Genomic DNA, 21819 nt, shown 5'->3' with positions numbered 1-21819 from the left:
GCCGAGAGCCACCCGGAACCACCCCCGGATCAGGACGCGTTCAGCACCGAACCCTCCAACACCAGCCCGTTCTTCCGGGGTTCGCCCGTCATGTCGTCGAGCTGCTGGAACCGTACGGACTCCGCTGGCTCGGCGACCTTGTCCTTGACCGTGGGCAGCGTGATGTCCGCGCTCGTTCGGTGCGCGGGGATGTCGACCCAGAGGTAGAGACCGCTGACCTTGGACAACGGGCGCTCCGGGTCCGGGGATTCACCCGAGGCATCGCGCAGCCACGCGGCGGGGACGTCCTTGGTGGACAGCTCCGCACCCGTGGTCGGCGCGATGGCGGCGAACATGGCGCTCATGTCCACGTCGACCGGCTCCGACAGCGACACGCGCCAGGTGAGGGACTGTCCCTCCGTGACCCGGTTCGCGACCGGGGTGACGGTCATGGTGGGCGCGGGATCGTCGTCACGCACCGTGACACCGCCCCCGTAGGACCCGACGACGGTGTTGTGCACCGCCTTGACCAGCACGTCGTACGTCACGTCCGAACCGTAGCGGGTGTTGCCCACGACCTTGATCGGCACATCGATGTCCTGGCCGCCCGGGTGCACCGTGACCAGCCGGTCCGAGGCATGGCCGGTGACCGGGTCGAGGACGTAGACACGGACCTGGCCGCTGCCGTGACCCGACACCCGGGCCGGGACACGGTAGGTGCGGGTGCCCGAGTCGCCCTCGGCCACCGTCAGCCGGCCGAGGTCCACGCGCGGCAGCGCCGCCGCACGCACCGCGGGCGTCCCCGGCTGCCAGCCCCACGCGTCGACGGCCCAGGCCCGCCCGGAGGCCGAACGTGCCGTCAGTTCCATGGACTTGACCGACCGCAGATCGACACGCGCCCGGCCCGCGGCCGTCAGCGGGACCCGGAACTCGCGGGCCCAGTAGGAGGCGGTCCGCTCACTGCCGGGCAGTCCGTCCGCATGGATCCGGCCCAGCGTCGCACGATGCCCGCCGGTGTCGGTGAGGGTCACATCGAACTGCGCGCCACGGGAGTTGGGCGGCACGAACAGCCGGAGCGCCAGATCCTTGGCACCGGCCAGGGACAGCGGCCGCTGCGACGTCACCCGGGTCCGGGCGCCGGTGTGCGTCCAGCGCAGCGCGATCGCGTGCCGGCCGGCCTCCTGGTCGGTCCCCCACTGAGCGAAGTGCGGCGAGGAACCGCTCGCGTCGTCGCCGAGGCAGCGCTCGGCCGGGCCGGTGGCCACGACGGAGCACAGCCTGCCGCCGCTCACCGCGACCCCGCCGTCCGGCAGGAACCCGCCGCCGCGGCGCGCCCCCACGGCATGGCTGAGGACCCGCGCCGGATCCGCCGACGGCGCCCGCTTCCCGGAGCCGTCCAGCAGCGGCCGCACCCGGTCGTCGCCGGCCACGAACAGCCGCGCGGCCGCCGCGATGTACACCGAACCGGCGCGGTGCTGCCGGTCGGCGGAGAGCCGGGTCGCGGCGTGCTTGCCGCACACCGGGTCCGGCCGGTCCGGATCGTCGTAGAAGTCGTCCTCGGCGGGCGCCGCCGAAGTGCCGGGCGTCCACTCGGAGTTGAAGAAGTTGTGGTCGGCGCCGATGACGTACACGGCACTGTGCAGCGCGCTGCCGCCGGTGACCGCGCGCGTCCCGTCGACGTACAACTCGCCTTCCAGGTCGGAGACATCGCCGTCGCAGCCCGGCAGGACGGACATCGAGGGCACATCGGGCACCGGGTTCTGGCCGAAGGCGGTGGGGCCGATCAGCACCGAGCCGCGCACGGTCCAGCGCACCGCGCCGTGATAGCCGTCCTGGTCGGCGGGCGGCGGGTAGAGGCTGTCCAGGGCCGCCCGGTTGACGCCCTCGCCGCCCCGGGAGTGTCCGACGAGCAGTACCCGGGACAGGTCGGCGCGGGGCGCGGAACGGACGATCGCCGGCGCGGACCCGGGGTTCTTCGCCCAGTCGGCCCAGTGGCCGAGGTGGAGCCGGATCAGGGAGGAGCGGGCCTGGGCGCCGCCGTCCTCCGTGTCGTTGTCCTGCCCGTTGATGCCGTTCGCCGCGATCGACACCGTCATGTAACCCTGCGATGCCAGGAGTTGCTGGTCGCGCAGATAGCCGCGGTAGCTCGGCACCGACCGGTAGCCCGACTTGCAGGGCCAGTCGATGGTGATCTCGTCGCCCCGGTAGCAGGTGGAGTGCCGGCCGTGCAGGAACAGCGCGAGCGGCCGCTTGCCGGGGGCGCCGACGGGAGCGACGACCACCGCGCGCATCTCCACCGGCTTCGCGAAGCCCGGCAGTCGTACCGAATCCAGGGTGTACTCACCGGTCTTGGTGCGGTAGGCGCCCGGCTTGCCCGGGTCGACGCCGTTCGCCGGAAGCTGCGGCGGGGGAGTCGGTTTGGCGGGTGAGACGGGGGCCATGGGCGAGCCGGGCGACGCGGGAGCCCCGCCGCTCGTACGGCCGTCCAGCCGCCGGCCGCCGGACCAGACCTGGAGCCCGTCGGTCCTGCCGAGTCCGGCGAGCCCGTGCGGGCCGCCCGACTGCCTCCCGTCGAGAGCGAGACGGAACGTGCGGCCGTCCGCGTCGGGCGTCGGGACGCCCAACAGGCGCCCGCCGGAACGGAATTCGACCCGCGCGTCCCCTACCGGCAGCGGCCGGTCGGAACGCCACTCCAGCTGAGGCGCCGACGTCCCGCCGGTCAGCCGCCAGCCGGGCGGCAGCGCGTCATGGCCGTCCGCTGACGCCGACTTGGCCGCCGCTGACGGTGGTTGACCCTGGGCGACCGCCACCCCTGGAGACACTCCCGCCACCGCGCATAACGCGGCGGCGGTGACCCATATGCGCCGGGCACGGACCACTGTTCCTCCTCGACCCCCGACCGCGGGCGCCCCGGCCGTCCCGGGGCCCCTCGCCCCCGGAGGACGGAACGCGGAGTCTGTGGGTTGCCTGTGGAGGAGAAGTGGTGGATCACATGTAGGGGGATCAGGAGTACGAGAGTGGGGTGTGCGGGGGGTCCGGCGTGCGGGCGGGTCAGGTCCAGGCCCGGTACGGCTCGTCCACCAGCTGGAAGACCGGCTCACCACGCACCGGGTCCTTGGTGGTCGACAGCCGCACCCGGTCACCGCTGTGAATGCCGACCGCCGGGCCCATCACCCGGCCGCGCACGACGAAGCCCTCGGCCATCTCGATCAGCGAGACATTGCGCGCCGCCGGGGTGTTGCGGTGCACCACCGTGGAGTGGCGGACCGTGCCGACCCCCTCGCTGCGCTCGGTGCACAGCTCGCTGCCCTGGCACACCGGACACAGCAGCCGGTGGTACATCGCGGTGCCGCACCAGGTGCAGCGCTGGAAGTGGAGGGCGTCCCTGGAGTCCGCGGGGACGGGATCGAGCACACCCGTCGCGGAGCCGGCCACCGCATAAGGGGCGCTCACTTCGTGGTGGTACATCCTGGTCAACTCCCTGCACTCGGCCGGAATCCCGCGTGCGCGTCCCGTGCACGCGTGCGCCCGGCGGCCTGGCCACCGCGCATGACCGACAGGGTATGGCACTCAGTGTCACTCGTAAAGGCACTCGGTACCCCAAAATTATCCCGAGGCCCCCCGGACGTCCGCCGTGCCGACCGCTCAGGCGCGGCGCGTCGCCGTCTCCAGCTCCTGCACCACCCGCCACAGCGGGGCGTCCCGGCGGGTGACGAGGACCAGCACGTCGTCGGGGTGCGGCGCGTCCTCGTCGTCCGGCGCCGACCCGGGCCACACGGTGGTACGGCCGCCCGCCGCGGCCGCCGTCTCCTGCGGGCGCCCGAACTCCCGCTGTACATACCCCAGCGCGTGGTCCAGCGCCGCGACCGCGTCGCCCCGGCCGTCCGAACGCAGCCAGGAGCGCAGCGCGTTGTTGTGCGCGGCGACCACAGCGGCCGCGATCACATCGGCCCGCAGCGTCCCGTCGGGGCGCCCGGTGAACCGGCCGCGCAGATATCCGGCCATCGCGCGCTCGTACCGCCGCACCACCGACAGCTCGGACGCCCGCAGGCCCGCCACCTTGCGGGTGAGGCGGTAGCGCTGCACGGAGAACGCCGGGTTCTCCGCGTACATGTGCAGCACCATCCGGGCCGAGTCGCACACCCGCCGCACCGGCTCGCACTCCTCGCCGCCCGCCGCGAGGAAGGCCGTCATGTCGGCGAGACAGCGCTCGTGGTCAGGGAAGACCACGTCCTCCTTGGCGGGGAAGTAACGGAAGAAGGAGCGCCGGCCGACTCCGGCGAGCGCCACGATGTCGTCCACCGTGGTCTGCTCGTAGCCGTGTTCCGAGAAGAGCCGGAAGGCCGCCGCGACCAGGGCGTCCCGCATCGGCGGTTTGGCGGCCGGCGCCGCACTGCTGGAGCTCATGGACGGGAACGTAGCACCCGGACCGGCAATGTGACACTCAGTGCAGCGACTGTGGAGATATGAGGGAACTGAGTGCAGTGCGAGATGTGCGTTCGAACATCGGAGCGATCGTATTGATTGGAAACGGTCGATACGGCTGTGGGCGTAGAGTGAGCGGCCCGAAATCCGGCTCGGGATCACTGTCCAGGGGGAGCCCATGCGACTGCACGTCGACCAGCGCCACGAGCGGGTGCTCGAACTCGTCCGTGAGCGGGGCAGCCTCCGCGTCGCCGAACTGGCGGCCGAACTCGGCGTCTCCGCCGTCACCCTGCGCCGCGACGTCGAGACCCTCGCCACCCGCGGCATGCTGCGCCGGATGCACGGAGCGGTCGTCTGGCCGGGCGACCACACCGCCGCCACACTCCGGCAGGCCCCCATCGACCGGTCGTACGACACTCCCGAAGGCGCGGTGATCGGCATGATCGTGCCGACCACCGTGTCCATCTTCACCGACATCGTGCACGGCGCGCGCGAAACGGTCGGCGCCCGCGGCGGCCGGCTCGTCCTCGGCGTCTCCGGCTACGTCGACACCGAGGACTCCGTCCAGGCCGAACACCTGATCGCGGGCGGCGCCCAGGGCCTGCTGGTGGCACCCAGCTGGTTCGGCGGCGTCCCCACCGACGGGCAGGAGGAGTGGCTCACCCGCTGCGGGGTGCCCGTCGTCCTGGTCGAACGCTCCGCACCGCCCGGCAACCCCGCCGCCGGCCTCGACCGGGTGCGCACCGACCGCGCCCACGGCGCCGCCGTCGCCGTGGGCCACTTCGCCGTCCTCGGTCACCGCCGGGTCACCGCCGTCCTCCAGGAAGGCCCCCACGCGGCACCGATCAGCGAAGGCTTCCGGGCCGCCGCCCGCGCCCGCGGCCTGGAGATCCACCAAGGCGCCCCGAACGTACGCGAGTACGGAGACTACGAGGCGTCCGTCGACTACCTGACCGACGCCGTCCGCGCCCATGGGGTCACCGCCGCCCTGGTGCACAGCGACGAGGACGCCATCGTGCTCGTACCCCGCCTCCAGGCGCGCGGCGTACGGGTGCCCGAGGACCTCGCGCTCATCGCCTACGACGACCAGGTCGCCCCGCTCGCCGACGTGCCCCTCACCGCCGTCGCCCCGCCCAAGCGCTCGGTCGGCGAACTCGCCACCGGCATCCTGCTGCGCCGCATCGCCGAACGCGCCGGCCGGCTCACCCCTGGACCCCGCCAACACCTCGACCTGCTTCCGGAGTTGCACATCCGCTCCTCCTGCGGCGCCAAGTCCCCGGCCGCCACCGCACACTGATCCACCGGCCGCCACCGCATCCCCCTGCGGACACCTCGGCCCGCCCGGTCAGGAGTCCAGCCAGTCCGCGATCTCCCCGGTGTGCTCGCCGAGTCGGGGCGGGCGGCGGTCGTAGCGAGGCGGGGTGCGGGACAGCGAGATCGGGTTGGCGACGAGGTCCAGGGCCGCCCCGTCGTCCCCGTCCAGCGTGGCCCGGGGCGCCAGATGCAGCCGGTCGGCGAGGGCGAAGGCCTGGCCGAGGTCATTGACCGGACCGCACGGGACACCGAGGGGCGTGAGGTGCTCGAACCACTCGGCGGCGGTCCGAGCCACCAGCAACGCGCCCAGTCTCTCCGCCAGTTCGTCGACATGGGCCACCCGGTCCGCGTTGCCGGCGAAGCGCGGGTCGGCGGCCAGTTCCGGGGCGCCGAGGCCCCGGCAGAGCGCCGCGAACTGGCGGTCGTTGCCGACGGCGATCACCAGCGGCCGGTCCTTGGCCCGGTACACCTCGTAGGGGGCGATCGACGGGTGCCGGTTGCCCATGATGCCCGGCACCCGCCCGGCCAGGGTGTACCCGGCGGACTGGTTGACCAGGCTCGACAGCAGGGTCCTCAGCAGATCGACCTCGATGAGCTGCCCCTCGCCGGTCGCGTCCCGGTGCCGCAGCGCCGCCAGCACCCCGACCGCGGCGTGCAGCCCGGTGAGCACGTCCACCAGCGCCGCCCCGGTCTTCACCGGCTCCCCGGGCGCGGACCCGGTCACACTCATCAGGCCGCCCACGGCCTGGATCAGCAGGTCGTACCCGGGCAGCGCGGCCCCAGGACCGGACCCGAAGCCGGTGATCGAGCAGTACACGACGCCCGGGTTCGCGGCCCGCACCTCGTCGTAGCCGAGCCCGTACTTGCGCAGCGTCCCCGGCCGGAAGTTCTCGAACAACACATCGGCGCGGCGCGCCAGTTCGGCGGCACGGCGCCGGTCGGCCTCCTCCCGCAGATCGAGAGCGACCGAACGCTTATTGCGGTTCACGGAGAGGAAATAGGTGGCCTCGCCGTGTGCGTGCGGCGGGCCCCACGCGCGGGTGTCGTCACCGCCCGCCGGATGCTCGACCTTGATCACATCGGCGCCCAGATCGGCGAGGAGCATCGTCGCGTACGGCGCCGCGAGCACCCGTCCGAAGTCGGCGACCAGCACACCGCTCAGCGGCAGCGGCGAAGCGGCCCCGCTCATGACGCCGTACCCCCGAAGCCGTGCGGACACCCGGTGACCCGGCGCCGCCGGACCGCGCCGGTCCGCCCCTCCCCGCCGCCTGCGATGGACCGCACAACGCCACTCCTTTCGGCACGCCGCCGCACCCCGGAGTGCCCCGAGCCGCGCCGGCCTGGCTGAGGCGGCCATTGTGGGCGTGGCCGGCCCCGCGACGCACTGGACGAAATGGCCTGCTCCCGGGGGTCGGGGTACGCCGATCTGTCGATGGCGCCGGGCGCGGCGAGGCGGAACCCCGGGTGATCGAAAACGCGTCAACCGTCAGGCGTAACCTTTCTGCGCCCGGCCCTGCCCAACCGCCGACCCCAGCGCCGCCCAAGGAGACCCGCATGCCCGCTCGCCCCCGCGTCCTCTACGTCACCGACCTGGCGTACCAGGCCCGCGGGCGCCGCTACTGCGACGAGGACATCTTCCTCACCTCCCGGCTGCGCGCCCACTTCGACCTCGCCCTGTGCCATCCGCTGGACGCGGCGGCCCTGTTGGACGGCTACGACGCCGTCGTCGTCCGCAACAGCGGCCCGGTCCTCGGCTACCAGCAGGCCTACGACGACTTCCGCGCCCGGGCCCTGGAACGCGGCAGCCGCGTGTACAACCCGCTCACCGGCAAGGCGGACATGGCCGGCAAGCAGTACCTCCTCGACCTGACCGCCGCCGGGTACCCGGTGATCCCGACCGTCGACAGCCTGGCCGACCTGCACCGGCTGCCGCCCGCGCACCGCTATGTCGTCAAGCCCCGGCTCGGCGCGGACTCCCTCGGCCTGCGCATCGTCCCCGCCGCCCGCCTCGACACGCATGCCGGGGACGACGTCCTGATCCAGCCGCACATCGACTTCGCCTACGAGGTCTCCTTCTACTTCGTGGACGACGACTTCCAGTACGCCCTCTACGCCCCCGACCCGCGCCGCCGCTGGGAGCTGAAGCCGTACGCCGCGACCGCCGCCGACCTGGAGTTCGCCCGGCGCTTCATCGACTGGAACGACCTCGGCCACGGCATCCAGCGCGTCGACGCCTGCCGCGCGCCCGACGACGGCCTCCTGCTGGTCGAGCTGGAGGACCTCAACCCCTATCTGTCGCTGGAGGCCCTGCCGGAGGAGGGCAGGGACGCCTTCGTCGGCGCGTTCACGGCGTCGCTGAGCCGGTTCGCGCGGGGGGCGGTCAGCGCAGTCTGACGGTGATCAGCTGGGTGACTCCGGCCGTGCCGGTGAGATCGCCGAAGGTCAGTGTGAGCGATTTGCCCGTTTCGGCCGAAGCGAGCGTGGCCGGGGCCGAGCTGACCGAGGCGACCGGACGCCTCCAGGTCAGGGTCAGACCCGTGCGCATCAGCATCGGATCGCTCACTGCGATCACCGCGGTATCGTCCTCCTTCTCGCTGATCATCACGGAGCACGGATCGCTCGCCGTGAGCGATCCGACCGTACCGCCGAACCAGAAGTTCACCCCGGTGAAGCCGAGCGAACGAACCGAGACGCCCTGCTGATCGTTCGTGTTGGCCAGAACGGTCAGCCAGTGCCGGTCCGCCGATCGTGCGCGCGTCCGCGCGGCGCTCGCGCCCGGCATGAGCAGATAGGCGTACGAGGCGTTCACCGGATCGGTGCCGTGATCGACGTACATCGTCAGGTACTTCCGGCTCAACACGGTCGTCGATCCGCCCGTGTTGATCGAACTCCAGCTGCCCTCCCGAGCCTCGCGCACCGCCCGTACCGTCGCGCCCCCGGGAAAGACATAACCGCCGTGCCCGCCGAGGTGCGCCCAGCCGGTGTCGGTGAGCGTCTGCGACCACGGGTATCCGGCCGGTTCCGCCCTGCCGTCCACCGTGAACGACGCGCTCCCGGCCGCGCCGAGGTTGCGGTTCTCGACCGTCGTCTCCACGGCCGTGCCGTCGGTGCAGGAGATGCCCGCGCCCAGGCAGACCACCGTGTCGTCCAGGAAGAACCACGACTTCTTCGCGACCAGCGTCGACAGGAGGCCCTTGAGGTACTGCCCGACCGCTGCCCGGTGGCCGTCCGTCGCGCCGCCCACCCAGTTCACATCCGGCTTGGCCGCGCCCCAGTCGCCGCCCGCGCCGTCGGCCAGCACCTTGCGCGAGACGGTCGTACCGGGGAGCCGGTAGGGGTCGACGGTGGGCCAGAAGGCGTCGCTGTACTGGTCGTTGGCGAACGTGTCGCCCCACCAGTACAGCATGCCGGAACCGGTGTGCCAGCCGCGCGGGTTCTCGCCGTTGCCGGACTCGTAGTACGCGATCCGCTTGTTCGCCATGCTCAGCGAGGCCGCCCAGCCGGGCCGGCGGTGCGTGGCCCGGGCCATGGCCGGGAACAGCCGGTGCCCGGTCGGCTCCGGGAGGGCCCGCACCGCAGTGTCGTCCTCGACTTCCTTCAGCCGGGCCAGGTTCGGCAGGCTGAGCACCGGGTCCGTGAGCGGCGGACGGTACTGGTCGCGCCGCATCCAGCCCTTCACCAGAGCACGCCAGCGCGCGTTCTGCGCCGCGCTCGCGCCCTGCCCCAGCAGCACGATGGAGGCCAGGACGGGGTGGCCGCGCAGATGGTCGTCCTGCTGGACGTCCGACGGGTCGCCGGCGGACAGGCCCCGGCTGACCGCCCGGCCTGAGACGCCGTCCATGACCAGGCCGTTGTACAGGAACGGCGCCCAGGCCTTCTCGACCGAGTCGAACACGATGGCCCGGTGCTCGTCCGTCACCTCCCAGCTCGACCCGGCCAGCAGCGCGAACAGCATGCCGAGTCCGCCGAGGAACACCGAACCGTACGAGCCCGTGTAGGGCACCCAGGTGTGCTGGATGAACGAACCGTCGGTGTGCAGACCGTCCCCCGAGGAGACGTAGGGGAACACGGGGGACAGGGCGTCCCTGGCCAGCGCCACCTTCGCCGCGTCCGCCCCCACCACCCCGCGCAGCGCCAGCACCCGGCACAGGTCCACCCGGTTGGCGCCGGTGCTCGTACCGCTGTAGCTCGACACCGCCGAGTCGGGCACGAACCGGTCCACGGCGGCGAGATAGCCGGCGAGCCGATCGGCGGACAGCGCGTCGTACATCAGCACGCACGCGTCCAGCAGTGCCTGCGGGGCGCCGATCTGCCAGCTCCACCAGTTGCCGTACCGCGCCTGGCCGGCGTTGTACACATCGTCGTGGAGGTGGTCGAGGCCGGTGAGGACGGCCTCGCGCAGAGCCGCGTCACCGGTGAGGCCGGTGCCCGGCTGGCTGTACGCCTGCGCGAGGGTGCTCAGCCGGGTGTAACTGGTGCTCATGTTGCCCGAGTAGACGTACGACTCCGGGTCCGTGTCCGGATCCGGGTCGGCGTACGGAAGGTCCGGCCACAGCGCCCCGGTCGCCGGGGACATCGAGGCGAGGTACTGCCGCGCCGTACCGCCCAGGGCGGCCAGCCGGGAGGCGAAGGGTTCGGCGGCGGGGTCAAAGCCCTCGCCGAGGATCAGGGTGCGCCACTTCGCTCGCAGGGCGGCGAACTCGTCCGCTGCGGCGGAGGCGGGGGAGGAGGTGCCCAGTCCCAGGACGGCGGCGGTGCCGGAACAGACGGCCAGGAAACCACGGCGTGACCAAGGAGTCGTCATGACGGCGCTTTCTAGCACGCGCTTACTCAAACGCTCAATAGGCGCGTTCCAGGTGATCGTTTGATCGTTTGGTCGCACAGGGGTGGGCGGGTTGGGCGAGTTGGGCCGGTGGGGCGATTCGACAGCGGCGCGCGGGGAACGCCGGACCACGGGACGATGAGTGCGCGGAACGATCGGTACGCAAGCACGGCACTCAAAGGCGACGGCGGCGGCAGCGGCGGACGGAGCGGAGCGGCATGGCGCGGGCGGAGGACGAATTCCTGGGGCGGCTCGACCCCGACATGTGCGTGGTCACGGCCTCGGCCGGCGGTGAGCGGGCGGGCTGTCTGGTCGGCTTCGCCTCGCAGTGCTCCATCCGGCCGACCCGGTTCGCCGTATGGCTGTCCAAGGCCAACCACACCTACCGCGTCGCCCGCGCCGCGCACTGCCTCGCCGTCCACCTGCTCACCCGCGACCAACACACCCTCGCGGAACGCTTCGGCGGCGAGACCGGCGACGAGACCGACAAGTTCACCGGCCTCGACTGGACGCCGGGACCCGGTGGCGCGGCCGTCCTCGGCGACGCGGCGGCCTGGTTCGTCGGCGGCATCCTGCACCGTGTCGACGGCGGCGACCACGTCGGCTTCGTCCTCGACCCCCTGGCGTGGGGCGGCGGCCGGGAAGGACCCCTGCTTCGGCTCTCCGACGCGGTCGACATCGAGGCCGGCCACCCCGTGGACTGACCCGGACCCTTCCCTAACCCTGTGGCCCTGTGGCTCAACCGTCGGCCCATGGGGGCGACTTGTCCGCGCCATGCAGGCCGGGGTCGACTGTCTCAGTGCCGAGGGCCGGGTCCTGCTCTTCGAGCCGAACCCGTACAGCGGCGGGTCATGGGCCGAGTGCTGGTTCCTCGACTCCGCCGGCCTCGCGGTGTGGCTGGAGACATGGCTCGCCGGAACAGGCTGGTTCGAGGAGGATGCCTGCGACCGGGACGACGTGGTCGAAGTCACGAGGGTCACGGGTCGGCGAATCAAGGGCTTCCAGGTGAACGCCTGTCAGCCGTCCTGGTTCTCCCCGGCACCCGCCGCGTCGACGGCCCCGGCCTCCTCCCCGTCCGCGGCCTCCGCCAACTGCTCCGGCACCCGAATGTCCACCACACACACGTCGTCCCGCCATTCGTCCACCAGCATGGCCGCGAGCAGTGCTTCCAGGGAGCCGGAACCGCCGCCGTCGCCGTCGTCGTGGGCGCGTACCGCCCGGACCAGGCGGTCGAGGCCCGCGTCCAGGCCCTCGCCGGGGCGTTCGACCAGGCCGTCGGTGTAGAGCAGGAGCCGGTCGCCGGGGCGCAGGCGCAGCTCGGCGGACTCGTAGTACGGGTCGGAGCTGGCGCCGAGCAACAGGCCGCCGGGGCGGTCGAGGTAGCGGACCTCGTCGCCGCGCACCAGCAGCGGCGGCGGATGCCCGGCCTGGGCCCAGGCGAGGAGATGGCGGTCGGGGTCGTAGCGGGCCATGATCATGGTGGCCGTCATCCGGCTGTCCCGGGAGTGCAGCAGCAGGTGGTTCAGCCGGGCCAGGGCGACGGTGAGCGAGGTGCCGGTACTGACCATCCCCTTGGCGGTGAAGCGGAGTTGGGCCATGGTGGCCACCGCGTCGATACCGTGTCCGGCCACGTCGCCGACGACGAACAGCGCGTCGTAATCGGGCAGTTCGACGGCGCTGAACCAGTCGCCGCCGACATGGATCCCGGCCTGCGCCGGCAGATAGGCAACCTCGACGCGCAGCCCGGCCAGCTGTACCGGCTTACTGGGCAGGGGCAGCAGGGCGTGCTGGAGCCGGGCGGCGAGGGCGCGTTCGGCCTGGAGGACCCCGCGTTGCACCGACATGGTGCGCTCGCTCTTGACCAGGGCGAGTTCCGCGCTGCGCTGCGCGGTGAGGTCCTGTACGAAGCTGTGCACCTCGGCCGGGGTGCCGTCCGGTTCGCGTACGGCCTCGGCGACCAGCCGCAGATGCCGTACGCCTGCGGGCGTCTCGACCCGGAACGGCACGTCGAACGGCCGCCCCCGGTGGATCAGTCCGGCGATCGCGGCGGTCAGCGGATCCGCGTCCTGCGGCAGCGCCAGCCGAGGCAGCTTCTCCAGTTCCAGCGGCCCCTGTTCGGGGTCGCGCCCCAGGACGGCGTACGCCTGCGCGGACCAGGAGATCTCCTGGGTGAGCAGATTCCAGTTCGCCCAGCCGAGGTTGCCGAGCCGCTGCACATCGGCCAGCCGCTGCTCCTGCCGCTCCAGGGGGTCGTGCCGCACCCAGGACACCAGCAGGCCCCCGCCCAGGGGAGCGGCCCGCACCGAGAAGGTGCCGGTCAGGGCCGCCTCGTCGACGGTCTCCTGGTAGGCGAACGTCTCGCTCTCGAACGGCACCCCGGACTCCAGGGTCTCCAGATAGCCCCGCCACAGCGGCTCGCCCGCCACGGACGGGAAGCTCTCCAGGATCAGCCGGCCGACCATGTCCCGGCCCGTCCGGCCGGACGCATCGACGGCCTGCGGGGTGGCGGCGTCGATCCGGTAGTCCGTCACCTCACCGGCGGCGGTGCGCAACGGCGTCAGCAGGACCGCGGCACCCGGCAGCGCGTCGAACACCGCCTGCACGGTCTCCGTGACGCCCGGATCCCCGGGCGCCTCCCGCGGGGTGTCGAAGACGCGCAGCCGCCCCGCACACAACCGGGCCGCCGCGACGAGCAGTTGGCGCTCGTGCGGCTCGAAAGGCCCCCCGTACCGGCGCAGTACCCCGAGGGCGAACCGGGCGGTTTCCCCGGCGGGTACCGGCAGCCACACCCGGCTCGGCCACCGCTCGGGCGGGTCCCCGACCAGCACATGGCGGACCCGGTCGGCGGCCAGGTCCTCCAGCCACAGCGGCTCGCCCGCCGTCAGGACGTCGAACGCGGGCATCCCGGCCAGCGGCGGAACCTGCCGCCACCGGGCGGCGAACCGCGCGTCGATCCCGGCATGCCCGGCAAGCTCCAGAGCGCCCTCGGCCCGCCGCTCGTAGAGGAGTACGGCATCGGCCCGCGCCCGTGGCGCCAGGTGGTCCAGCAGGCGCGCGGCCAGCTCGTGCGCGGAGCGGACATGGACCAGGTCCCGCCCGATCTCGCTGAGCACCTCCGCCACCTCCGCCATCTCCGAGGCACCGGCGGGCGAGGGCGGGAGCGGGGTCGCGGGCGTCGTACGGGGCGGGGGTGCCGTGCCGGGCGGCGCGGGGGACGGCGGTTGTTGGGGCGATAGTCCCTGGAGCGATGGTTCCTGGGGCGGCGGGAGGGAGCCCAGCGTGAGCCGGCACTGTTCGAGAAGGGTGCGCCCGCTGTCCGCGGCGCGTCTGCGCAGTTCCTGGTCGGCGGCGTCCGGGGTGCGTCCGGTGAGCGCCATCAGGGCACCCTTGGCCCGTTCGAGGACTGCCGATGCCGCGGCGAGACCGCGCAGCCGCTCCAGCTCGGCACGCTGCCGGGCCACGACCTGGGCCGGCGTGGCGCTGTCGGCACCGGTTCCGGGGTCGTCCATCGGGGGCACGGACTTGCTGGTCACGCGATGAGCATCGCACATTCGGGGACGTTCGATCACTTGTCCGGGGAAGGCGATGTGCTACGAGGGAACGGGTGGGCCGCAGGTGAGGGCGCGGGTGCGGGCGCGGCCGGACGGGGCTCAGCGGCGGGCCAGGGCCGTGCTGACCGCGCGGACGCTGCGGGCGATGTGCTGAAGTTGCAGCACCTCGGCGGCGTACATCTTGATCGTGTGCTCGATGACCGCCTCGGGCAGTCCGAGTGTCGGCAGCTCGGCCCGCGCGGTCTGGAGCGCGGTGCGGGCCACCCGGATCTCCTGCTCCACCTGGATCTGCGCGTGCCGGGCGAGCAGTACGGGGTGCCGGATCAGGGCCGGGTAGCTGGCATAGCGCGCCGGAATCAGCTCGCGCAGCCACTTGGCGGCCGAGCGCTCCCAGTCGTACGAGCCGGGGGTCTTGACCTGGCAGGGCCAGTCGGGGCTGATGCGCGTGCTGGTCAGGGGCATGGTCACTTCCGGTCTGCGGCGTCGTGAGGGTGGTCCGACGAAATGCGGGCGGCCCCGGCCTAGGGGATGACCGGGGCCGCCCCTGGTGCGGCACAGGGGCGCCGCACCACCGGACACCCTCGGCGCCGTCCGGGTAGGTGACGGCGGTCAGGGATGTCCGCGCGGGCGATCCGCCAGCAGAGTATTTATATATACCGAGCAGTTTGCAAGGCGTATGAAAACATTCATCCTCGATATGAGGTGAAAGATCCGCCTACGGGCGATCGACGACCGCAAGATCTTCACGGGTGTGAGGGCGGCACCGCAGGACCGACGGCGCGCGGCCACACGGAAGTGACGGCCCTCAGGGAGGAAGCGGCCCGGTGACAGAAGCCGCTCGGAGAGGGAAGCCGCTCGGAGAGGGGGCGCTCAGTCCCGTACGAAGAACTGGTGCTGGTCGGACACCTGCTCGTACTTCTCCAGCCGCGCCTGCGTCCGCTCCGGGTCGGCGTCGGTCATCGCCTGGAGCAGCGCCGCGGCCATCACGTTGGGCGCGGCATAGGAGTCGAAGACCAGCCGGGAGCCGGTGCCGGTGGCGAAGGTGACGTCGGCCTCGTCGGCCAGCGGTCCGAGCGCGAGGTCGGTGATCAGGGCGACCTTCAGGCCGACGCGGTGCGCGACCCGGACCGCCTGGAGGGTCTCGTGCGAGTGCCGGGGCATGGCGAAGGCCAGCACCCAGCTGCCGCCGGCCTCGCGGGACTGGAGCAGCGCGTCGTAGGCCACGCTGCCGCCCCGGGTGACCAGCCGTACATCGGGGTGGATGCGACGGGCCGCGTAACCGAAGTACTCCGCCAGCGACTCCGCGATGCGCAGGCCCAGCACGGTCAGCGGGGTGGAGCGGGACAGCTCGCGGCCGATGTGGATCACCCGGTCCGGGTCGGCGAAGTCGCGGCGCAGGTTCTCCAGATTCGCGAGTTCGGCGTCCACGGCGGCCTGTAGCTCATTGGCGCGGTCCGGCTCACCGGGCCCGCCCGCCAGGGCCTTCAGTGCGATCGACTGGAGCCGTTCGCGCAGCGCGGGGTAGCCGCTGAAGCCGACGGCACCGGCGAAGCGGGTCACGGACGGCTGGCTGACCCCGACCCGGTCCGCCAGTTCGGTGATCGACAGGAACGCGGCCTCGGTGATGTGTTCGATCAGATACTGGGCGATCCGCCGCTGCCCCGGGGACAGACGGGGGCCGTCGAACAACTCCCTGAGCTGGGAGGTCGGGGCGGCCTCGACCTCCGGCGCGGTCTTGCCCGAAGTGATCGCTGATGCCTGTGCGCGGGCCTGCTGCGGCGAGGGCACCGGTCCGTCTCCTTTGTCTCCCACGAGCACTCAACATAGCTCACCCAGGGCCGTGACCAGCGGGTTGACCAGCAATCGAGGGAACCTGCCCACCACCCGGCACAGCCAGGGGAGTCGGCCCCGCCGACCGGGGGCCGACCGGCCCGGACGGCCGAGGGGCGATCGGCTCCGCCGACCGGGGCCGCTCGGCCCGGCTGACCAGGGGTCACCCGGCCCGGCCGGCTCGGCCTGCCCCGGCCACGAAGACAGCGGCGGCGCCCCCACCGGGGTCACCAGGGCGACAGCAGCGCACCCGTAGAGGCCGTGAAAGCGAAGGCGGTGCAGCGCACCTGTAGGGGCCACACAGGCGAAGGCGGCGCAGCCCACCCCCAGGGCACGCGAAGCCGACGGTCGCGCACCCCGTAGGGGTCCAAAGCGGACAGCAGCGCCCGTAGGGAGCACGAAGGCGACGCCGTCGCCTCCCCCCGCAGGAGGTCACCCAGGAGCTCACCCAGGGGGTCACCGAGGCGACGGCATCGCCCCCGCCGGGACCACCAGATCCGCCCGCCCCCGCGTCGTCGCCACCAGCTCGGCATTGCGCTGATCCGTGCCCAGCACCCACGCGCGCGCCGCCGCGGGCTCCTTGCCGAACTCCTCGTGCCGGGCCACCAGTCGGTGGATCCGCTCGGCCTCGGGGATCTCGCAGTACCAGACCTCGTCCAGGGCCGGCCGCACCCGCGCCCAGGAACCCTCCTGGAGGAGAAGGTAGTTGCCCTCGGTCACCACGAGCCGGGCGGCCGGCGGCACCGGGATCGCACCGGCGAGCGCCTGTTCGAGGACCCGCTCGAACCCGGGCGCGTACACGACCTCCTCCGACTCCTCCCGCAGCCGCCGCAGCAGCGCCGCGTACCCGGCCGCGTCGAAGGTGTCCGGCGCGCCCTTGCGGTCCCGCCGCCCCAGCCGGTCGAGTTCGGCGTCGGCCAGATGGAAGCCGTCCATGGGGACATGGGCGGCCCACGGCGGCCCATCGGCGTTCAGGGCCCGCACCAAGGACGCGGCCAGGGTGGACTTGCCCGCGCCGGGGCCGCCCGCGATGCCGAGCAGGGCGCGCCGGCCGCCTCGGGGGAGTGCGCGGGCGCGCGCGAGGAGGTCGTCGAAGGCCGGGGGCACACGGTCGGAGGTCAACTGCACACCCCCGAGTGTGTCACCCCGAAACCGGGAATATTGTGGCGCGGGACACTCGCTGGAGCGCCGCTGATGGGGAACAGTCCTCGGTATGACTCAGCTCGGACTCCCCGACGACATCCAGGCCTGCCTCTTCGACCTCGACGGGGTCGTCACCAGGACGGCCGTGGTGCACGCGGCCGCCTGGAAGGAGACGTTCGACGCCTTCCTGCTCTCCCACGAGGGCGCGGCGGCACGGCCGTTCGACGCGGTCGCCGACTACGACGAGTACGTCGACGGCCGCCCCCGCGCCGACGGGGTGCGCGCCTTCCTGGAGTCACGCGGCATCCACCTCCCGGAGGGCACGGCGGACGACCCACCGGACGCGCTGACCGTGAACGGCCTCGGCAACCGGAAGAACGAACTGCTCCTGGAGCGGATCCGCACCGGCGGCGTCGAGGCGTACGAGGGCACCCTGCGCTACCTGGAGGCGGTCCGCGCCGAGGGCCTGCGCACCGCGATCGTCTCCTCCAGCGCCAACTGCCGTGACGTGCTGCGGGCCGTGGACGCCGAGCACTTCTTCGACGTACGCATCGACGGCGTGGTGGCCGCCGAGCGCAAGCTGCCCGGCAAGCCGCATCCCGACACCTTCCTCGCCGCCGCCCACGACCTCGGCGTCGAGCCCTCCCGGGCGGCCGTCTTCGAGGACGCGCAGGCCGGCATGGACGCGGGCCGCGCCGGCGGCTTCGGGTACGTCGTCGGCCTCGACCGGGTCGGCCAGCGCGACGCCCTGTACGCGCACGGCGCGAGCGTCGTCGTGGCGGACCTCGACGAGCTGGGAGGCAAACGGTGATCACCCAGGGGTCGTACGCCGTCGAGCCGTGGACGGTCCGCGAGACCACCCTCGACCTCGACGTACTCGCCCAGAGCGAGTCCGTGTTCGCACTGTCCAACGGCCATGTCGGCTGGCGCGGCAACCTCGACGAGGGCGAACCGCACGGACTGCCCGGCAGCTACCTCAACGGTGTGCACGAGGTGCACCCGCTGCCGTACGCGGAGGCCGGGTACGGCTATCCGGAGTCGGGCCAGACCGTCATCAACGTCACCAACGGCAAGGTGCTGCGGCTGCTCGTGGACGACGAGCCGTTCGATCTGCGCTACGGCCGCCTCACCGCCCACGAGCGGGTACTCGACCTGCGCCGCGGGGTGCTGGAGCGGACCTGCGAGTGGACCTCACCGGCCGGTTCCACGGTCCGGGTGCGCTCGACCCGGCTGGTCTCGCTCACCCAGCGCGCGGTGGCCGCCGTGGCGTACGAGGTGGAGGCCGTCGACGCCCGCAGCCGGGTGGTGATCCAGTCCGAGCTGGTCGCCAACGAGAGCCTGCCCGGCTCCGACGGCGACCCGCGCGCCGCGATGGCGCTCCAGTCGCCCCTGGAGCAGGAGGACCATCTCGCCACCGGCAACCGGCTGCGCCTGGTGCACCGGACCCGGCGCAGCGGCCTGCGGGTCGCGGTCGCCGCCGACCATGTCGTCAGCGGGCCCGAGCGCACCACCACCCGCAGTGAGAGCGGCACCGACCTGGCCCGGCTGACCGTCACCTCCGTCCTGGAGCCCGGTCAGAGCCTGCGGGTGGAGAAGCTGGTCGCCCACGGCTGGTCCGCGACCCGCTCGCTGCCCGCGATGGCCGACCAGGTCGACGCCGCGCTCGCGGCCGCCGCCCACGACGGCTGGCCCGGACTCCTCGCCGACCAGCGGGCCTGCCTGGACGACTTCTGGGCGCGCGCCGATGTCGAGGTCAGCGGCGACGAGGAGATCCAGCAGGCCGTACGGTTCGCCCTGTTCCACGTCCTCCAGGCGGGGGCCCGCGCGGAGCGGCGCGCGATACCCGCCAAGGGCCTGACCGGCTCCGGCTACGACGGACACGCCTTCTGGGACACCGAGATGTTCGTGCTGCCGGTGCTCACCCACACCGCGCCCGCGGCCGTCGCCCAGGCGCTGCGCTGGCGGTACAGCACCCTGGACGAGGCCCGTGAGCGCGCGGCCCAACTGGGACTCGCCGGGGCCGCGTTCCCCTGGCGGACCATCGCGGGTCCGGAGGGCTCGGCGTACTGGCCGGCCGGCACCGCCGCCTTCCATGTGAACGCCGGCATCGCCGACGCCGTCGTCCGCTATGTAGAGGCCACCGACGACACCGCCTTCGAACGCGAGGCCGGGGTCGAACTCCTGGTGGAGACCGCCCGGTTGTGGCGCTCGCTCGGCCACCACGACGCCCATGGCGTCTTCCATCTCGACGGCGTCACCGGACCCGACGAGTACAGCGCGGTCGCCGACGACAACGCCTATACGAACCTGATGGCCCGTCAGAACCTGCTGGCCGCCGCCGATGTCGTCGAACGCCATCCGCGCGAGGCGGCCCGGCTCGGGGTGGACGAGGAGGAGAGCGCGGCCTGGCGGGACGCGGCCGGGGCGATGCATGTGCCGTACAACGCCGAACTCGGCGTCCATGAACAGCACTCCGGGTTCACCCGCTACCAGCGCTGGGACTTCGACGGCACCCGCTCCGACCAGTACCCGCTGCTGCTGCACTTCCCGTACTTCGACCTCTACCGCAAACAGGTCGTGAAACAGGCCGACCTGGTGCTGGCCCTGTACACCTGCGACGGCTGGTTCGCCGAGCGGTACGACGAGGAGCAGATCGCCCGGAACTTCGCCTACTACGAGCCGCTGACCGTCCGCGACTCCTCCCTGTCCGCCTGCTGCCAGGCCGTCGTCGCCGCCCGGACCGGCCATCTGGACCTCGCCTACGACTACACGGCCGAGGCGGCCCTGATGGACCTGCACGACCTGGAGCACAACACCCGCGACGGACTGCACATCGCCTCGCTCGCCGGCACCTGGATGGCGCTCGTCGCGGGCTTCGGCGGGATGCGCCGCGACGGCGAACGGCTGCGCTTCGCCCCCCGGTTGCCCGAACGGCTCTCCCGGCTCGCCTTCCATGTGCAGTTCCGGGGCCGCAGGCTGCGGGTGGAGATCGACGCGGACAAGACGACGTACGAGCTGCTCGACGGGCCGCCGCTGGACCTGCGGCACCACGGGGACGCCGTCACGGTGACCATGAGCGAGCCGGCCGTCCGCCCCGTACCACCGGGCCCCCGCCGGGCGCTGCCGCAGCAGCCACGGCACCGGGTGCCGAACCAGGCATCCTGAGGCCGGATCTCCCGGGGCTCGGGCCTGAGTTCCGGACGGGGGCCCGGTCCGCTCAGAGCGGCGCGCCCGTCAGGAGCCGGAAGAGGTCGCCCGTGGCGTCCGCCGCCAGCAGCGGCGGCAGGGTGCTCAGGGCGAGCACGGCCAGCGCGGCGGACCCGAGGCTCGGCTCCGGGGCGGACTGGAGGGCGGCGATACGGCGGGTGACGGCGCGGTCGGCGAAGTGCAGCGCGCACACCGCGCCGCCCCGCTGCGCCGTGAGCGCGGCCCGCGCCAGCGCGTGCGCGGTGGTACGACGGTCGCCGACCGCGGCCGCCGCCCGCTCGTCGGCCCATCGCTCCACCAGGTAGACGACGGTCGAACGCACCGGACACAGCAGCGGATCGGCCGCCGCCGCGAGGGTGGCCGCCGTCACCAGGACATCGTGCCGATGGGCGAGATGGGCCCGCTCGTGCGCGAGGAGCGCCCGCCGCTCCGCGGGCCCGAGCGCGCCCAGCATCGCCGAGGTGACCAGGATCCGGCCCGGCCGCCCGGGAACCGCGCACGCCCGCGGCACCGCCGAGGCGGCCACGATCAGTTCGGTGTCCGCAGGATGCCCCGCGCACAGCCGCCGCAGCGCCCGGCGGGTGCGCCGCTCGGCCCGTACGGCACGGTGCAGCCGCACGCCGACGACCACCAGCGCCGGCCACGCGGCAAGACCGATCATCACCGGCACCGGATCGGCCGCCGCCCCGCCCTGCCCGGCGCCGCGCATCGCCGGCGGCATGTCCCCGAGCAGCGCCGCGCCGAGCAGCACCAGCGACCAGGTGGTGGCCCCGGCGGTCACCACGGCGGCCACGGCCAGCACCCGCGCGGCCGCCGCGGGGGCGACGTACCGGCCGGTCAGCGGGCCCGCGGCGGCGAGCAGCAGCGACAGTGCCAGCGGGCTGTACACATCGAATCTCATGCGCGAGACCTCATGTCGTGGACGTCGTGCGCGGAACCTCGTGTGCCGAAATGCGCCGAACCTCGTGTGCCGAACCTTGTGCGGAGCCTTCGTGCGTGGCTCGGAGCACGCGCTTGGTGCGTGTACTTGGTACTTGGGCTTTGCGCGAGGAGCCGTCCGCCTACGCGTCGCCCTCGGCGAGCAGCGCGCGCAGCGCCCGCTCCTCCTCGCGGCTCAGCCCGGTCACGAACTGCTGGAGCGCGGCGATCGGGTCCGGGCCCCGGTCCAGAGCCTGGTGCATGGCCTCGGCGGTCAGCTCGGCCGCGTTCTTCGCCGGACGGTAGGCGCCGCGCCGCCCGTCCGCGTCCCGCAGGACCAGCCCTTTGTCGTACAGGCGCTTGAGGATGGTGTGCACCGTGTTGTACGCGAGGCCGCCGCCGATCTCGGCCTGGATCTCCGCCGGGGTGAGCGGCCGGTCGGTGGCCCAGAGGGCGGCCAGCACCTCGCTCTCCAGCTCCCCGGCGCTGCGCCGTTCCGCCCTGCCCCGGGACCCTGTGCCAGCCATGTCCTAACCTTACAGCGCGTAGTGGCGGCGCCCGTGGGTCGTCCCGCCTTCCCGGACACCGGGGCGAGCGGCGGGGCGAGCGGCGGGTTCGCCCGAGATCTCC

General features: G+C 73.0%; 16 protein-coding genes. 5 read left to right on the top strand and 11 right to left on the bottom strand.

Annotated features, from left to right (window positions below; genetic code table 11):
* Positions 1-29: 29 nt before the first annotated feature.
* From HEP81_RS03165 to HEP81_RS03155, 3 genes are all read right to left on the bottom strand, one after another.
* Positions 30-2858, bottom strand: a complete 2829-nt coding sequence (locus HEP81_RS03165; protein WP_037652582.1) for an alpha/beta hydrolase — start codon at positions 2856-2858, stop codon at positions 30-32.
* Positions 2859-3030: 172 nt separating this feature from the next.
* Entirely contained in the window at positions 3031-3447 is a 417-nt protein-coding gene (locus HEP81_RS03160; protein WP_037652583.1) for a Zn-ribbon domain-containing OB-fold protein, read from the bottom strand.
* Positions 3448-3624: 177 nt separating this feature from the next.
* Complete coding sequence (locus tag HEP81_RS03155; RefSeq protein WP_037652585.1) at positions 3625-4386, bottom strand: TetR family transcriptional regulator; 762 nt, start codon at positions 4384-4386, stop codon at positions 3625-3627.
* Between the two features lie 196 nt (positions 4387-4582).
* Here HEP81_RS03155 and HEP81_RS03150 point away from each other — a divergent pair, with 196 nt between their 5' ends.
* Positions 4583-5701, top strand: coding sequence for a substrate-binding domain-containing protein (locus tag HEP81_RS03150; RefSeq protein WP_037652587.1), 1119 nt, complete (start codon positions 4583-4585; stop codon positions 5699-5701).
* Positions 5702-5749: 48 nt separating this feature from the next.
* On the opposite strand, the gene HEP81_RS03145 is transcribed toward HEP81_RS03150, so the two are convergent.
* Positions 5750-6907 carry a CaiB/BaiF CoA transferase family protein gene (locus tag HEP81_RS03145; RefSeq protein ID WP_037652590.1) on the bottom strand — a complete coding sequence of 386 codons (1158 nt, stop codon included), beginning with the start codon at positions 6905-6907 and terminating at the stop codon, positions 5750-5752.
* 365 nt (positions 6908-7272) lie between these two features.
* Here HEP81_RS03145 and HEP81_RS03140 point away from each other — a divergent pair, with 365 nt between their 5' ends.
* Entirely contained in the window at positions 7273-8112 is an 840-nt protein-coding gene (locus HEP81_RS03140; protein WP_037652593.1) for an ATP-grasp domain-containing protein, read from the top strand.
* On the opposite strand, the gene HEP81_RS03135 is transcribed toward HEP81_RS03140, so the two are convergent.
* Entirely contained in the window at positions 8099-10522 is a 2424-nt protein-coding gene (locus HEP81_RS03135) for a polysaccharide lyase 8 family protein (RefSeq protein ID WP_037652595.1), read from the bottom strand. The two genes, HEP81_RS03140 and HEP81_RS03135, sit on opposite strands and share 14 nt — an antisense overlap.
* A gap of 236 nt (positions 10523-10758) precedes the next feature.
* Between HEP81_RS03135 and HEP81_RS03130 the strand changes: the two genes are divergently transcribed.
* Entirely contained in the window at positions 10759-11244 is a 486-nt protein-coding gene (locus HEP81_RS03130; protein ID WP_037652597.1) for a flavin reductase family protein, read from the top strand.
* A 312-nt stretch (positions 11245-11556) separates the two neighbouring features.
* Here the strand turns inward: HEP81_RS03130 and HEP81_RS03125 are convergent, their stop codons facing one another.
* The 4 genes from HEP81_RS03125 to HEP81_RS03110 form a co-directional block, all read right to left on the bottom strand.
* Positions 11557-14049 (bottom strand): SpoIIE family protein phosphatase, encoded by a 2493-nt coding sequence (locus HEP81_RS03125; protein WP_051849970.1) that lies wholly within the window; start codon positions 14047-14049, stop codon positions 11557-11559.
* A gap of 141 nt (positions 14050-14190) precedes the next feature.
* A complete protein-coding gene (locus tag HEP81_RS03120) occupies positions 14191-14559 on the bottom strand; it encodes a hypothetical protein (RefSeq protein WP_037652599.1) in 369 nt (122 codons plus the stop codon).
* Positions 14560-14961: 402 nt separating this feature from the next.
* Positions 14962-15879 carry a MurR/RpiR family transcriptional regulator gene (locus HEP81_RS03115; RefSeq protein ID WP_037652601.1) on the bottom strand — a complete coding sequence of 306 codons (918 nt, stop codon included), beginning with the start codon at positions 15877-15879 and terminating at the stop codon, positions 14962-14964.
* Between the two features lie 498 nt (positions 15880-16377).
* Positions 16378-17028, bottom strand: a complete 651-nt coding sequence (locus tag HEP81_RS03110) for a nucleoside/nucleotide kinase family protein (protein WP_037652755.1) — start codon at positions 17026-17028, stop codon at positions 16378-16380.
* A gap of 106 nt (positions 17029-17134) precedes the next feature.
* Here HEP81_RS03110 and HEP81_RS03105 point away from each other — a divergent pair, with 106 nt between their 5' ends.
* The gene (locus tag HEP81_RS03105; protein ID WP_037652603.1) at positions 17135-17875 is read left to right on the top strand and encodes a beta-phosphoglucomutase family hydrolase; all 741 of its coding nucleotides are present in this window, start codon (positions 17135-17137) and stop codon (positions 17873-17875) included.
* On the top strand, positions 17872-20229 hold the full coding sequence (locus HEP81_RS03100; RefSeq protein WP_037652605.1) for a glycoside hydrolase family 65 protein: 2358 nt from the start codon (positions 17872-17874) through the stop codon (positions 20227-20229). Before HEP81_RS03105 ends, HEP81_RS03100 begins: the two co-directional genes overlap by 4 nt.
* 52 nt (positions 20230-20281) lie before the next feature.
* Here HEP81_RS03100 and HEP81_RS03095 read toward each other — a convergent pair whose 3' ends face one another.
* Together HEP81_RS03095 and HEP81_RS03090 are read right to left on the bottom strand one after the other, a co-directional pair.
* Entirely contained in the window at positions 20282-21172 is an 891-nt protein-coding gene (locus HEP81_RS03095) for a M56 family metallopeptidase (protein ID WP_037652607.1), read from the bottom strand.
* Between the two features lie 160 nt (positions 21173-21332).
* Entirely contained in the window at positions 21333-21716 is a 384-nt protein-coding gene (locus tag HEP81_RS03090; protein ID WP_078967196.1) for a BlaI/MecI/CopY family transcriptional regulator, read from the bottom strand.
* Positions 21717-21819 lie beyond the last annotated feature (103 nt).

It is taken from the genome of Streptomyces griseofuscus (assembly GCF_014673495.1).
GTDB lineage: Bacteria > Actinomycetota > Actinomycetes > Streptomycetales > Streptomycetaceae > Streptomyces > Streptomyces murinus.
The sequence above is the reverse complement of the archived record's forward strand: the minus strand, read 5'-3'. Positions and strand labels throughout refer to the sequence as shown.

Bases quoted from the DNA above. Each gene is read 5' to 3' on its own strand.
- HEP81_RS03160 (WP_037652583.1), bottom strand. From the start codon at position 3,447: ATGTACCACCACGAAGTGAGCGCCCCTTATGCGGTGGCCGGCTCCGCG.
- HEP81_RS03155 (WP_037652585.1), bottom strand. From the start codon at position 4,386: ATGAGCTCCAGCAGTGCGGCGCCGGCCGCCAAACCGCCGATGCGGGAC.
- HEP81_RS03150 (WP_037652587.1), top strand. From the start codon at position 4,583: ATGCGACTGCACGTCGACCAGCGCCACGAGCGGGTGCTCGAACTCGTC.
- HEP81_RS03145 (WP_037652590.1), bottom strand. From the start codon at position 6,907: ATGAGCGGGGCCGCTTCGCCGCTGCCGCTGAGCGGTGTGCTGGTCGCC.
- HEP81_RS03140 (WP_037652593.1), top strand. From the start codon at position 7,273: ATGCCCGCTCGCCCCCGCGTCCTCTACGTCACCGACCTGGCGTACCAG.
- HEP81_RS03135 (WP_037652595.1), bottom strand. From the start codon at position 10,522: ATGACGACTCCTTGGTCACGCCGTGGTTTCCTGGCCGTCTGTTCCGGC.
- HEP81_RS03130 (WP_037652597.1), top strand. From the start codon at position 10,759: ATGGCGCGGGCGGAGGACGAATTCCTGGGGCGGCTCGACCCCGACATG.
- HEP81_RS03125 (WP_051849970.1), bottom strand. From the start codon at position 14,049: ATGGACGACCCCGGAACCGGTGCCGACAGCGCCACGCCGGCCCAGGTC.
- HEP81_RS03105 (WP_037652603.1), top strand. From the start codon at position 17,135: ATGACTCAGCTCGGACTCCCCGACGACATCCAGGCCTGCCTCTTCGAC.
- HEP81_RS03095 (WP_037652607.1), bottom strand. From the start codon at position 21,172: ATGAGATTCGATGTGTACAGCCCGCTGGCACTGTCGCTGCTGCTCGCC.
- HEP81_RS03090 (WP_078967196.1), bottom strand. From the start codon at position 21,716: ATGGCTGGCACAGGGTCCCGGGGCAGGGCGGAACGGCGCAGCGCCGGG.